Source organism: Collinsella sp. HCP3S3_D1 (genome assembly GCF_052064015.1).
Lineage (GTDB): Bacteria > Actinomycetota > Coriobacteriia > Coriobacteriales > Coriobacteriaceae > Collinsella.
On sequence record NZ_JBQHWK010000026.1, the window covers coordinates 20,361 to 34,007 of the forward strand.

Here is a 13,647-nt window from a genome sequence, read left to right on the forward strand (position 1 = left end):
CCCGTTTCCCCATTGTCGGCAGTCTGAGCCATTTTAGGCATTTTTTAAAATTCTCGGTTGCAAAACGCTGTAGGTGAGCAGCATCGTTTTTGCGTCTCGAGCAGATGCGATAATGGGCTAGATAGCCGAGTCTTTGGACAGCTCAAAATAATCGGGATGTAAGGCGATAACCGGACCTTGCTCTTCGGGCATCAGGTGCAGGTGTGTCTCGGCCAGATAGCTCGCCGCGTCGGTATCGCCCCTCTTAATGGCCTCGAGAATCCGGCGATGATGCCGACGAATCGGCTCCCAATCTAGATCCTGCGACACCATACGCAACCAGTTGTATCGCTCAAAATGCGTATTGACGCTCTTCATCCAATCCCACAACATGTGACGGCCGGCAATCTCAAAACACGTCTCATGGAACAGGTTGTCCAGGTCAAAGAAACGACGCGTTTCGCCATGGTCGAGCGACTCGGACTCGGCAAGAATCTGATCGAGCCGATGCTTTTGCTCGGGCGTGGCGACCGAGCAGCATTTAATGAGTACGCTTCGCTCGAGTTTCTCGCGCAAGAAACAGGCGTTCTCGGCGCGCTCCATGCTGATCTTAGAGACGTAGGTGCCGCTTTTGGGACGCGTTTCCACCAGCTCCTGCTCACGCAGGCGCACAAAGGACTCGCGAATGGGCGTACGCCCGATTCCCGTCTCCTTTTCCAGACCAATCGCCGAAAGGCGCGTGCCGGGCTTGAGCTCGGCATAGATGATCTTGGAGCGCAGTGCATTGTATGCCTGATCTTGCAAGCTTTGATTATGCTGGTGCTGTTCCATAAAGCCCTCGGATAAACCCTCGGTTAGTCGAATACCACCATGCAATACTATCGCATCGACACGCCCCAGCTCCCAATCAGTCTTTTTGGGACGGGGCTCTTTTAGCTACCCTAGCCCGCAGATCGGCCCCTTGCCACAAAAGTGGCCCATCTACTACGTTAACACGGATAGCCTCGGCCATACCAAAAACTGTGAAAACAAAACCGCAGGTAGGCAGCTTGTCGATTTTCGAAAAAGCCGACTATGGTTGACCCCTGAGGCTTAAACGTAGTAGATAGGCCCTTTTCGTGGCGCAGCACTACTGCACCCCAAATTGGCACCCCGAGCCTGTTATAAGTTGCTGTGAAATACGGACGGTTGATGATCAAGGCGCGCTATGCGGGTTGCTATAGCTCGAACGTCCCACGTCCGATGCACCAAAGCGTTTGCGACAGCTTCGCAAAACGCCTCGAGAGGAATTCGATCGGTTTGGACGCGCTCCATCCCTTCGATACGTTCATAACGGTAGTAGCGTGCAAACATAGCCACCGCCCTGTCCACCTGCTCAATTGCGGATATATTTGTCGCCGCCTCGCGATCCAAGATCACATCCTCGGTATCACCAAAACGGACGCAGTCGATGCCCGGAAAATCATTCTTATCCGCCAAAATCGCCGCAGCGTTGGTATAGCCATCTTTGCCGAGCAAGCGAAGCGTGCGCATAATATCCGGCGTTAGCTCAGAAATGCCGAGATGTTCAACACACTTATGCTCGAGCGTGTGAAAACTCAAGTCCTGGCGAGCCAACGTGAGCGCGTCGAACGTTACGTTGCTGCCTTCGAGCGTCAGCCTGCCATACTCAAACCGGTCGACCTCCACCGTTGCCGAATCGTTTCGCCTGTAGGCCTTCAAGATATAAGACGAAAACCGTTTGCGTACTGATTTATCCGAGACGCAAACGGTTTTCGTCTTGATTTGCGTACGGAATTAAGACGCATAATTTCGCTTTCGTATGGCTCAATCGATCACGATACGATGTATCTGCACCTGGCCTACAACCGCAACATGATTGTGGAAGGCACACAGACAAAAGGCATTTAAGGCTCGGCAATGATCTTTCTATGATAAAACGCAAGCGGCGGCCGCCCAAACACGGGACGGCCGCCGCTTGCGTTTTATCAAATGGTGCAATGGGGTCAGGTTCACATGCACCAACTTGGTGCAAAGTAACCTGTCCCCATACGCCAAGGGGTTGACTAGAGCTCGCAGGCGACCTTGTAGCCATCGCCGATGGCGTCGCGAATGTTGCCGCACTTGTTGGCATCGCCCAGCACGTGAGTGGTAACGCCGGCTGCAGCCAGGTCGTCGGCCAGCTTGGTATTGGGACGATAGCCCATAGCAAGCACCAGCGTATCGGCACCGGCGATGGTGTGGATCTCGCCGTCCTTCTCGTAGCTGATAGTATCCTCGGTAATCTCGGTCACCTTGGCCTCGGTCAGCACGTGAACGCCCTTTGAGAGCATGCGCGTGATGAGCACCGCGCGACCGGCACCACCCTCGTTGGCGGCGAGCGTCTTGGTCATCTCGATGACGGTGACGTCGCGGTTGGCCGGCGACAGGTCGTTGACCAACGGGGCCAGGTAATCGGCCGTCTCGCAGCCAACGGTGCCGCCACCCACGATGACGATCTTCTTGCCCGGGAAAGCCTTGCCGCCCAACAGGTCGTCAGCCGTCATAACCTGCTTAAAGCCCTGCATGAAGGCCGGGGCGATAGGCTCGGCGCCATAGGCCAGGACGACCTCGTAGTCGGCGTAGTCACGCTGAATGTCCTCGGCAGTAAGCTCGGTGCCAAAGACGCACTTTACCCCGGCCTCGGCCAGGCGACGGTACTGATACTTGATCACGCGGGTGAGTTCCTGCTTTGCCGGCGGAACGGCTGCGATGCGCATCTCTCCGCCCGGCTCGTCCTGCTTATCCACGAGCACCACGTTATGACCGCGTTTGGCGGCAATGTAGGCTGCCTCCATACCCGCGGGACCGGCGCCCACAACCAGTACGTTCTTGGCCTCGGCGGCAGGCTCGTAGCCAGCCTCGTCGCGCTCCACGTCCGGGTTGACGGTGCAGGAGATGCGCTTGCCAAACATAATGCCGTTCAGGCAACGCAGGCAACCGATGCAGGGACGGATCTCGTCGGCGTTGCCAGCGGCTGCCTTGTTGCAGAACTCGGCATCGCACAGATTGGCGCGGCCCATCATACAGATGTCGGCCGCGCCGTCCTCGATCAGCTCCTCGGCGATCCAGGCCTCGTTAATGCGTCCGACGGTGGCGACGGGAATGTTGACGTGCTTTTTGATCTCGCGCGAGCAGGCGGCGTGCGAGGCCTGCTGCGTGCCGGCGGCGGGAATCGCGGAGCCGCGCTTGATGGTGGTGCCGCCCGACACGTGAATCATGTCGACGCCGGCCTTTTCCAAGCGACGCGAGACGTAGATCATGTCGTTGAGGGTCAGGCCGCCATCGGTGTACTCATCGCCCGAGATGCGGACGTCGATGATAAAGTCCTTGCCGCAGCGCTCGCGAATCTCGGCGATGACCTCGAGCAAGAAGCGCATACGGGCGTCGAGCGAGCCGCCGTACTCGTCGGTACGCTTGTTGTAGAGTGGAGTCAAAAAGCCGCCGAGCATGCCGTGGGCATGTGCCGCATGGACCTCGACGCCATCGACACCGGCCTTCTGCATACGCACGGCAGCGTCACCAAACTGATGCGTGAGCTCGTGAATCTCATCGACCGTGATAGGACGCGGTGCCTCGCGGGCATAGGACGGACCCACAAAGGACGGAGCGATCAGGCGCGGCGTGCCCGGAATGTTAAAGGCCATGTAGGCGGGGTGGAAGAGCTGCGGCATGATCTTGCAGCCATACTCGTGGACGGCCGCTGCGAGCTTTTTCCAGCCGGGGATAAACGTGTCGTCGTAGCAGCACATGTCACCCGGCAGATAGGTATAGGTAGGCTCAACCGTCACGACCTCGGTAATGATGAGGCCCACGCCGCCCTTGGCGCGTGCACGGTAATGATCGACCAAGTCGTCGGTCACATAGCCGTGATCGGCTAGGTTGGTAGATACCGGCGGCATAAAGACGCGGTTCTTGACCTCGGTCGTACCGACCTTGATCGGGCTAAAGAGCATCGGGTAGGCACAGGACTCCATACAGGGTTCCTTTCGTTTGAGCCGCTCGGCGGCAGTTGCTAACACACCTATCGTATCAGCGACCGCCGTATCCGCAATCATACATGCCCAAGCGCCGTTCGACTAATGAATACCGCGGCCCAGGTCTTCGGCGATTTTGTCCACGCCCTTAAGTGCGGCACACGTCTTTTTGTTGGAGCAATGTCCTGTGCAAACGCCACCCTGAGCACAGTCGGCGCAGGTGCCCTTGCGGTAGATGCGCACGCATACCGCGACAAACGCAATACCGATAACAGCCAGAACAACAATATCGATAGGTGCCATAGCAAGCCTCCTCTAGTTAACCATCACTTACTTTACCCCATTTTCCACCTGCCAAAAAGGGACAGGTTTATTTTGGTCGGTTTTATCTGCGGAAACGCCACATCTCCCCCATTACGCCAAAAAGCCCGAGTGTCGCTGGGACACCCGGGCTTGTGGAAAGGGGCTAATCCTTATTCGGACTTAAGCGGAAACTGCGGCGGAAGCAGTGTTGGTCTCGTCCTCGTCGGTCCATGCATGCGCAGGGATAGGGCGAAAGATCTGGAAGAGCATCGCAACCAGCAGAACGATGGCCACAATCGTCCAGATACCAAACTGTCCCAACACAAACAGGTTGTAGAACTGGTTGATGAACAGGCCGATCACCCAAGCGAAGGCGCACTCGTAACCGATGGCAATCGCGGTCCACTTGCCGGAGTCCATCTGGTTGCGGATAGTACCCATGGCGGCAAAACACGGAGCGCACAGCAGGTTGAACGCGCCAAAGGCAACGCAAGCGCCCATGGTGGGGAACATACCGGCAAACGCAGTCCACAGGCTCGGGTCGGTCTCGGCGGCGTCAGCCACGGACAGCAGCGAGCCGGCGGTGGCGACGACGTTCTCCTTAGCCACAAGGCCCGAGACGGTCAGCGCAGTTGCCTGCCAGGTGCTAAAGCCGAGCGGAGCGAAGATCCAAGCGACCAGGTTACCGAGCATGGCAAGCACGGAGTAGTCCATGAACTCCTCGGAGATGCCGTCCATTGCAGGCAGGAAGCCAAAGGAACCGTTGTAGCTTCCAAAGTTGGAGAGGAACCAAACAACGACGGTGGATGCGAAGATGACCGTGCCGGCCTTCTTGATAAAGGCCCAGCAGCGCTCCCACACGTGCAGTGCCCAAGAGCGGATCGCCGGGAAGTGGTAGGCAGGAAGCTCCATAACGAACGGCGTCGGGCGACCGGCGAAGAGCTTGGTCTTCTTGAGCATAAGGCCCGAGGCGATGACGGCGAAGACGCCCAGGAAGTAGAAGAGCGGGCTGATCCACGCCGCGGTGGTGGAAGAATCGCCGATGATGGAACCCATGAGCAGGGCGATGATCGGCAGCTTGGCACCACAGGGAATAAACGTGGTGGTCATGACCGTCATGCGGCGGTCCTTCTCGTTCTCGATGGTCTTGGTGGCCATGACGCCGGGGACGCCGCAGCCCGAGGACACGAGCATGGGGATAAAGGACTTACCGGACAGGCCAAAGCGGCGGAACACGCGGTCCATGATGAAGGCGACGCGGGCCATATAGCCGCAGTCCTCCAGGAAGGACAGCATCACAAAGAGCAGGAACATCTGCGGGACGAAGCCGAAGATAGCGCCCAAACCGCCGACGATGCCGTCGCAGACCAGCGAATCGACCAGGCCGCCGTCCTCGGTGCCACCCGCCACAAGGGCATCGTGCACCACGGTGGTGATACCCGGGACATAGGGGCCGTACTGCGCCGGGTCAACCGAGTCGGCATCGTCGCCCGCAGCCTCGACAGCTGCGTCGTAGGCGTCGCGACCCTGGCCGAGCACGTACCAGCCGTCGGTGCCAAAGAGCTGGTCGTTGGTGAAGTCGGTCACCGTGCCACCTAAGGTGGAAACGGCGATGTAGTACACGCAGAACATGATGACCACAAAGATCGGCAGGCCCAGGATACGGTTGGTAACCACACGGTCGATCTTCTCGGAGGTGCTCATCTTGGCCGGAGCCTTGGTGAGGCACTCGTCGATGATGTGCGCGATGACGCCATAGCGCTCACCGGTGATGATGGACTCGGCATCGTCATCGCAGTCCTGCTCGCACTGGGCGACCAGCTCTTCCACGCGAGCGGCCTTCTCCTTGGTGAGGTTGATGAGCTTGCAGGCGTCCGCATCACGCTCAAACAGCTTGACCGCGTAGTAGCGGCGCTTGTTGGCGGGAACGCTCGCCGGCAGGTTGTTCTCGATGTGGTCCAGAACGTCCTCGATGGAGGAATCGAACTTGTGCTCCGGCACCTGGCCCTTGGAAGCAGCGGACTTCTTAACCTGCTCGAACAGCTCCTTAATACCCTTGTTCTTAAGGGCCGAAATCATCATGACCGGACAGCCGAGCTTCTTGGAGAGCTTGTCCGTGTCGATCTTGTCGCCGTTCTTCTCGACCAAGTCGGCCATGTTGAGGGCGACGACCACGGGCAGGCCGGTCTCGATAACCTGAAGCGCCAGGTACAGGTTGCGCTCGAGGTTGGTGGCGTCGACCACCTGAACGACGACATCGGGCTCGCCGCTCATGAGGTAATCGCGCGAGCATTGCTCCTCGGGGCTGTAGGGGGAAAGCGAGTAGATGCCGGGGAGGTCCGTGATGGTAACGTTCTTGTCGCTTAGGAGCTTGGCCTCCTTTTTCTCAACCGTGACGCCGGGCCAGTTGCCAACGTAGCCGTTGGCGCCGGTGATCAGGTTGAAAAGCGTGGTCTTGCCGCAGTTGGGGTTACCCGCCAGCGCGACATGGATCTGAGAATCCGCCATTCAATCCTTCTTCCTTGTGCGCCCGCGCTGCTTTCTCCGCGCAGGCTGGATAATGTGCTTCAAAGTTTCTGTATTAAGTTAGAAGTATCTAACTTTATCTGCAGAAATTTACGTCGTGGGCCCTTACTGGACCTCGACGACGGCCGCCTCCTCCTTGCGGATGGAAAGCTCGTAGCCGCGCACGTTGATCTCGACCGGATCACCGAGCGGTGCAACCTTCACGACCTTGAACGAAGTGCCCTTGATGAGCCCCAGGTCCATAAGGTGGCGGCGAAGTGCGCCCTCACCGTGAAGCTTGACGATGGTAGAGCTCTCGCCCACCTTAACGTCACCCAACGTCTTCATCCTCTTATCCCCCTTTCGGTTTTTATGAAATGCTGCAGATTAACCGACGGTCATGATGTGCATGGCAACCTTGGAATCGATGCCAAAGCGTGAGCCCAGCACCGTGACGATGATATTGGCGCCACTCGAGCTCACCACGTGGATCTCGCTGCCCTCGACAAAGCCGAGGTCCTTGAGGTGGTGCTTTATGTCCTCATTGCCCTTTACACGAGACACGTGCACGGTTTCGCCCGCTTTTACCATCGAAAGCGGCATGGCCGGCATCTGCGGTCCGCAAGACATGAGTGAGCTCCTAACATCGGTTCGTCCTCAACATCGACGCGATAAAAGTTAACCGCATCTATGTTCGAACTAGTAAACTAACACACGGTTAACTTTTTGGAAAGGATCTCTATTCAGTTTTCGAAAAAGTTTCCCATATTAAACAAAGGCACCGCAAAGACGGTCTCTTTGCGGTGCCTTGTCATACCGATGTATGCAACAGAGGGGACTCTCCCCTTTTTACATTGTTCCGCTTAGAGTGAGAGATTTCTGATCGACGTGACGCACGAGGCCTCATCCACGCCCGAAACACGAAAGACGATGCTCTCACCGCACTCACCATAGAGGGCCATGAGTCCCATGATATCGCGGCCATCCGTGTGGCGATCGCCGATGCTGACCGACACGTCACTACGATGCTTGGCGATAATGTCATAGAGAAGCGCAACCGGGCGGGCATGTAGTCCCAACGGATCTTTAATCGTCTTTGTAAACTCGACCATGTCCCCTCCCGCAGCATCGCACATTTGGCCGGCCAAACCCAGCCACGTGGTAGTTATTGTAGCGTTAGATGCTTGTCGAGAGCGGGACGGAAACCACATCCCACTTCGAGTGTCAACGATGGGGCACAGTTTCCGTTAGACAGCTCAACCGGAAACTGTGCCCCATTATTTTGCCGAATTCTGGGCCGCGCTTTCCCAGAGGGCCCCCTTTGGGAAAGCGCGGCCCATTCTGGACGCAGATTCCGGGACGCACTTTCCGCGACGTCCGGTCACCCTATGCCCTCGCAACGCCCGCGCATAAAAAACGAGGGGAGGCACGCGTCCTTCCCTCGTTAGAGACAATATGTAGCCGCTCGCCTACATCAAGCGCAGGCTGACGTCCTTGAGCTGGGCGCCGGAAACGGCACTCGGGGCGCCCGACATGAGGTCGGAGCCGCTGGCCGTCTTGGGGAACGCCATGACGTCGCGGATGGAATCGGAGCCAGTAAGCAGCATGCACACGCGGTCCAGACCCAGGGCAAAACCACCCATCGGGGGCGCACCAAACTTGAGCGCCTCCATGAGGAAGCCAAACTGCGACTCGGCGCGCTCCTCGGTAAAGCCCAGGAGCTTGAGCATGGACATCTGCATCTCGGCGTTATGGATGCGCATGCCACCGCCGCCGGCCTCAAAACCGTCCATGACAAAGTCGTAGGTGCAGGAACCGGCAGCCAACGGGTCGGCCTCGATCTTGGCGATGTCGGTCTCGGTCGGCAGAGTGAACGGCTGGTGCTCGGCTGCATAGGCCTTGCGGTCCTCATCCCAGTGGAACAGCGGGAAGTTGACGACCCACAGGAAGTCGTGACCCTCGCGTTTGATCTCGAGTGCGTTGGCCATGTGAGAGCGCATGCCGCCCAGGATCTCGTCAGAAAGCAGGCGCGGGCCGGCGGCGAACATCACGAGGTCGCCAGGCTCGACGTTCATGCGCTCGCGCAGAGCCGCCATCTCCTCGTCCGAGAAGAACTTGACGATGGGGCTGTTGATGGAGCCGTCCTCGCGGAAAGCGATCCAGGCCAGACCCTTGGCGCCAAACGTGGAGGCCACGCCGGCGAGCTTATCGATCTTGGCACGTGCCCAGGCACCGGCGCCCTTGGCGTTGATGGCCTTGACGACAGAGCCCTCCTCGTTTGCGGCAGTCGCAAAGACCTTGAACTTGGAGTTGGCAAAGATGTCGGTCAGATCGACCAGATGCATGCCATAGCGGGTATCGGGCTTGTCGGAGCCATAGGTGTCCATGGCCTCCCAGTAGTCCATGCGACGCAGCGGCGTGGGCATCTCGACACCCATGCGACCGAAGGCGTCGGCCAGGACCTCTTCGAGTGCGCTCATGACGTCGTTCTGGTCCACGAAGGACATCTCGATATCGACCTGGGTGAACTCGGGCTGACGGTCGGCACGCAAGTCCTCGTCGCGGAAGCACTTGGCAACCTGGTAGTAGCGCTCGACGCCACCGACCATGAGCAGCTGCTTTAGGAGCTGCGGGGACTGCGGCAGGGCGTAGAAGTTGCCCGGCTGAATACGGCTGGGAACGATGAAGTCGCGGGCGCCCTCGGGCGTAGACTTGAACAGGGAGGGCGTCTCGACCTCCATGAACTCACGGTTGTGCAGCGCCTCGCGAATGGCAAAGGTGAAGTCGGAGCGCAGCTTGAGGTTGGCCATCATCTCGGGACGACGGAGGTCCAGATAGCGATAGCGCAGACGGGTGTCCTCGCTGGTCTCGATGCCGTCCTCGATCTGGAACGGCGGAGTAACGGACGTGTTGAGCACCTCGGCGTGGTCGGTCAGGACCTCGATCTCGCCGGTCGCGAGCTTGGCGTTGGTGGTTTCCTCGCCACGGGCGCGCACGACGCCGTGAATCTTGATGGGCCACTCGGGACGCATGGTCTCGGCGATCTTAAAGGCATCGCCGTCGGAGTGCTCGGGGTCGAAGGTAAGCTGCGTGATGCCCTCGCGGTCGCGAAGGTCGCAGAAGATAAGGCCGCCGTGGTCGCGGCGACGGCTCACCCAACCGGTGAGGGTGACCTCTTCGCCCACGTTCTCGCGGCGAAGCTCGCCGCAGGTACGGGTGTGCATGGAATGCTCGTCGATGGGACGGGTCTGGCTCATACCAGTGATCCTCCTTTATGGATCTGTGCCGCCCCGTGTCGTTCCGGGCGGCGTCGTACAGATTTGCCCAGCCTGCGTAAACCGCGCAGCCGGACATGGCGTTCTATCTTATCGCACCCGCGCCGATGTACCGCGAAAAAGTGACTCCCGCTCAAAGACTTGACGGAGACGAAACAATTGGCGCGGCCTGGCCGTCGCCAAGGCGCGCCGCGTGCGACAATGTGCCTACAACACAACCGCACTCGGAAAGGCCCACCATGACTGCACGCCTCATCGTTATGGATATCGATTCCACGCTCATCAACCAGGAGGTCATCGACCTGTTGGGCGAGGAAGCAGGCGTGGGCGGGCAAGTTGCGCGGATCACCGAACGCGCCATGCGCGGCGAGCTCGACTTTAAGCAGGCGCTCGAGGAGCGCGTGGGGCTGCTTGCCGGCCTGGACGAGAGCGTTTTCGAGCGCACTTTTGAGCGCGTGACGTTTACCCCCGGCGCACTGGAGCTTGTGCGCTCGGCGCACAGCAAGGGCTGGAAGGTCGGCGTGGTAAGCGGCGGCTTCCACGAGGTCGCCGACAAGATCGTAGCTGCCGCGGGCATCGATTTTTGCCTGGCCAACCGCCTGGAGGTCGTAGACGGCAAGCTCACGGGCAAGCTGGCGGCAGACATTGTGACCAAGGAATCCAAGCTTATCCAGCTACTGGATTGGGCGGTTGAGTGCGGTGTCGATATGGCCCATACCGTGGCGATCGGCGACGGCGCCAACGACATCCCCATGATTCAGGCCGCGGGCACGGGCATCGCATTTTGCGCCAAGCCCAAGATGCGCGAAGCCGCCCCGTTTGCCATCGACGAGCGCAACCTGATGCTCGCCATGGACATCATCCTGCGTGACTAGCCGATCCATCTAACAACAGAATCAAATCTCCTATATCTAGTTTCCGAACAATTTTGTCTTAGTGTTCGGAAACATACCCTTTGAGTGCTAGACTTTGCGCCGTCGAAGGGAACTTATATGGATAAGCGAGATCTAGAGCAGCTGCTGAGCGATGTTGCCGACGGAGCAGTCACCCCCGCCGACGCCCTTACGCGCATCCAAACGGCGCCAACCGCCGATCTGGGTTTTGCGCAGCTCGATCTTTCGCGCGGGGTGCGCCAGGGGGCCGGTGAGGTTGTCTACGGCGCCGGTAAAACCGCCGAGCAGATTGCAGCCATTATCAAAGCGCTGCGCGATGCCGGCCAGGAGCGCACCCTGGTTACGCGCCTGGATGCCGAAAAAGCAGCCCGCACCTCGGAGCTTCTCGACAACGGGATCGACCTGGGATATGTCCCGAACGCCCAGCTCGCCCTCGTGGGCGGCAAGCCCTCCCCTACCGGTAACGGACGCATCATTGTCGCCTGCGCCGGCACGAGCGACTTGCCCGTCGCCGAAGAAGCCGCGTTGACGGCCGAGTTCTACGGCAACGAGGTCGACCGCCTCTACGACGTAGGTGTCGCCGGCCTGCACCGTCTGCTCGCGCATGCCGAGGAACTTGCCCAGGCACAGGTGGTCATCGCCATTGCCGGCATGGAGGGCGCGCTGGCGAGCGTTATCGGCGGTCTGGTAAGCTGTCCGGTCATCGCCGTTCCCACCAGCGTGGGCTACGGCGCGAGCTTTGGTGGCATAGCCGCGCTGCTCGCCATGCTCAACTCCTGCGCCAGCGGCGTTTCGGTCGTCAATATCGACAATGGCTTTGGTGCCGCCTACCAGGCAAGTCTTATCAATCATCTGAGCGCCGGAACACCCTGCGCCCGTTAAGGAGCATTCCATGTCCAACCATCAGCATACGCTTATCATCGACGGCACCTCGGGCATCAGCGGCGATATGACCGTCGCGGCCCTGCTCGACCTGGGTGCCAGCGAGGAGCACCTGCGCGAACAGCTCGCCACGCTGCCGGTCGGCGGCTTTGAGATTGCCGTTACACGCGTAAACAAGCATGGCATCGACGCCTGCGACTTTGACGTTCAGCTGGCAGAGGAGCTCGAGAACCACGACCACGACATGGCCTGGCTCTTTGGCAACGAAACAGCTGCCGAGCACACGCACGAGCATGAGCACCACCATCATGACCATGGCGGGCATGAACACGAACACTGCCACGAGCATACGCACGAGCATGACCATGAGGCCCACGGCCATGGCCACGAGGACCATCACCACGCCCACCACCATCACCACCGCTCTTTGGCGGACGTCACCGCCATCATCGACGGCTCACAGCTAAGCGATGGCGCCAAGCGTCGTGCCCTCGCCATCTTTACCGCGCTCGCTGCTGCCGAGGCCAAAGCTCACGGCAAAACGCCCGACACCGTCATGTTCCACGAGGTGGGCGCCATCGACTCCATCGTCGACGTCTGCTCAGTCGCCATCTGCCTCGATGACCTGAGCATTGAGGATGTTGTGGTCGAGTCGCTCTCCGAGGGTCACGGCACCATCCGCTGCGCCCACGGCCTCATGCCCATTCCCGTCCCCGCTGTCGTCAACCTGTGCCAGGCAGGCAATATCGCCCTCACGCCTGCACCGGTCGCCGGCGAGCTCGTGACGCCAACGGGTGCCGCCATCGTCACCGCGCTGCGCACGTCCGACCAACTGCCCTCACGCTACCGCATCGAAGCCGTCGGCTACGGCGCCGGCAAACGCCCCTACGAGGGTTGCTCCGGCACGCTCCGCTGTCTGCTCGTTCACGCGGACGCATAGCCATGGATGCCCGCAAGGCAAAAAGCCGCGCTGCCATCGTTGCGGCGTTCTCCGAGCTCCTGCGCGAAGAGGACTACGGCAAGATTACCGTCGGCGACATCATCGCTCGCGCCCATGTGGGTCGGGCAACGTTCTACGGCCTCTTTAAGAGCAAAGATGACCTGCTCGCTGAGTTCGTGTGCGATATCTGCACCCATGCCCTCGATGATGACGGTACACCCCTCAATGACCCGCTCGTACAGGTCGAGCATATCCTCAACAACCTCTGGGATCGTCGTCAGGGCGTACGCGCCCTCGTAGCCGGCGCCGGCTCGCGCGTCTTCGCCGACTGTCTCCGCAAGACCATCATGTCGCGCGCAGCCGAAACCGTCCCTGTCGACCCCGCAGGCCCCGCCAGCACCATGGATCGCAACTTCCTCCTCCACCACATAGCCTCAAGCTTCGTAGCCACCGTCCAATGGTGGGCCTGGCACAACTTCCAAGCCGACAAGGCCGACGTAGCCAAAGACTACCTATCAGCCATAAAACCCCTCTTCACCTAAGTAAGAGGCTCATCCCAAAGCATCGCCCCAACCCAAGGCGCCACGCATCCCAACGTGTCACTCGCACTTCAACGCCCCCCAACAGCGACAAGCCCCTCCCATCCAAATTCAGAAATATGTTGGGTTGCTTGTACGAACGCAACAAAGACCCCTCAGCTGTCCGCATGGGGTGACTTTCCAGCGCATTCCACAGGACGAAAGAACCCCCGCCGCACGAAGTGTGAACTGCACCCCAAAACCTGGACGGCTTAAATAAGAACTACGCCGCAAGGGACTGTCTCCGGAACTCCTCCGGGGTCAGTCCCTTCAGTT

At 59.5% G+C, this 13,647-nt stretch carries 13 protein-coding genes; 4 read left to right on the plus strand and 9 right to left on the minus strand.

Annotation, left to right across the window (positions count from 1 at the left end; translation table 11 throughout):
* Positions 1 to 117 precede the first annotated feature (117 nt).
* From ACTNDJ_RS08345 to aspS, 9 genes are all read right to left on the minus strand, one after another.
* Positions 118 to 810 carry a GntR family transcriptional regulator gene (locus ACTNDJ_RS08345; RefSeq protein WP_441064101.1) on the minus strand — a complete coding sequence of 231 codons (693 nt, stop codon included), beginning with the start codon at positions 808 to 810 and terminating at the stop codon, positions 118 to 120.
* A 330-nt stretch (positions 811 to 1,140) separates the two neighbouring features.
* Positions 1,141 to 1,668, minus strand: a complete 528-nt coding sequence (locus tag ACTNDJ_RS08350) for a hypothetical protein (RefSeq protein ID WP_441064099.1) — start codon at positions 1,666 to 1,668, stop codon at positions 1,141 to 1,143.
* Between the two features lie 377 nt (positions 1,669 to 2,045).
* Positions 2,046 to 3,995 carry an NAD(P)/FAD-dependent oxidoreductase gene (locus ACTNDJ_RS08355; RefSeq protein ID WP_441064097.1) on the minus strand — a complete coding sequence of 650 codons (1,950 nt, stop codon included), beginning with the start codon at positions 3,993 to 3,995 and terminating at the stop codon, positions 2,046 to 2,048.
* Between the two features lie 102 nt (positions 3,996 to 4,097).
* The gene (locus ACTNDJ_RS08360; RefSeq protein ID WP_117634210.1) at positions 4,098 to 4,298 is read right to left on the minus strand and encodes a hypothetical protein; all 201 of its coding nucleotides are present in this window, start codon (positions 4,296 to 4,298) and stop codon (positions 4,098 to 4,100) included.
* A 180-nt stretch (positions 4,299 to 4,478) separates the two neighbouring features.
* Positions 4,479 to 6,806, minus strand: a complete 2,328-nt coding sequence (feoB, locus tag ACTNDJ_RS08365; protein ID WP_441049139.1) for a ferrous iron transporter B — start codon at positions 6,804 to 6,806, stop codon at positions 4,479 to 4,481.
* A gap of 123 nt (positions 6,807 to 6,929) precedes the next feature.
* Positions 6,930 to 7,151, minus strand: a complete 222-nt coding sequence (locus tag ACTNDJ_RS08370) for a FeoA family protein (RefSeq protein WP_006234774.1) — start codon at positions 7,149 to 7,151, stop codon at positions 6,930 to 6,932.
* A gap of 39 nt (positions 7,152 to 7,190) precedes the next feature.
* Complete coding sequence (locus tag ACTNDJ_RS08375) at positions 7,191 to 7,433, minus strand: FeoA family protein (RefSeq protein WP_441064096.1); 243 nt, start codon at positions 7,431 to 7,433, stop codon at positions 7,191 to 7,193.
* Between the two features lie 233 nt (positions 7,434 to 7,666).
* Positions 7,667 to 7,915: an HPr family phosphocarrier protein gene (locus ACTNDJ_RS08380; protein WP_441064094.1), complete on the minus strand. Its 249-nt coding sequence runs from the start codon at positions 7,913 to 7,915 to the stop codon at positions 7,667 to 7,669.
* Between the two features lie 357 nt (positions 7,916 to 8,272).
* On the minus strand, positions 8,273 to 10,060 hold the full coding sequence (gene aspS, locus ACTNDJ_RS08385) for an aspartate--tRNA ligase (protein WP_427729277.1): 1,788 nt from the start codon (positions 10,058 to 10,060) through the stop codon (positions 8,273 to 8,275).
* A 257-nt stretch (positions 10,061 to 10,317) separates the two neighbouring features.
* Here aspS and serB point away from each other — a divergent pair, with 257 nt between their 5' ends.
* The 4 genes from serB to ACTNDJ_RS08405 all read left to right on the plus strand — a co-directional run bounded on the left by serB (position 10,318) and on the right by ACTNDJ_RS08405 (position 13,335).
* Positions 10,318 to 10,953, plus strand: coding sequence for a phosphoserine phosphatase SerB (serB, locus tag ACTNDJ_RS08390; RefSeq protein ID WP_441064093.1), 636 nt, complete (start codon positions 10,318 to 10,320; stop codon positions 10,951 to 10,953).
* 117 nt (positions 10,954 to 11,070) lie between these two features.
* Positions 11,071 to 11,853, plus strand: a complete 783-nt coding sequence (larB, locus tag ACTNDJ_RS08395; protein ID WP_441064091.1) for a nickel pincer cofactor biosynthesis protein LarB — start codon at positions 11,071 to 11,073, stop codon at positions 11,851 to 11,853.
* Between the two features lie 10 nt (positions 11,854 to 11,863).
* On the plus strand, positions 11,864 to 12,793 hold the full coding sequence (locus tag ACTNDJ_RS08400; protein WP_441083547.1) for a LarC family nickel insertion protein: 930 nt from the start codon (positions 11,864 to 11,866) through the stop codon (positions 12,791 to 12,793).
* A gap of 2 nt (positions 12,794 to 12,795) precedes the next feature.
* Positions 12,796 to 13,335, plus strand: coding sequence for a TetR/AcrR family transcriptional regulator (locus ACTNDJ_RS08405; RefSeq protein ID WP_154517701.1), 540 nt, complete (start codon positions 12,796 to 12,798; stop codon positions 13,333 to 13,335).
* Positions 13,336 to 13,647: the final 312 nt, after the last annotated feature.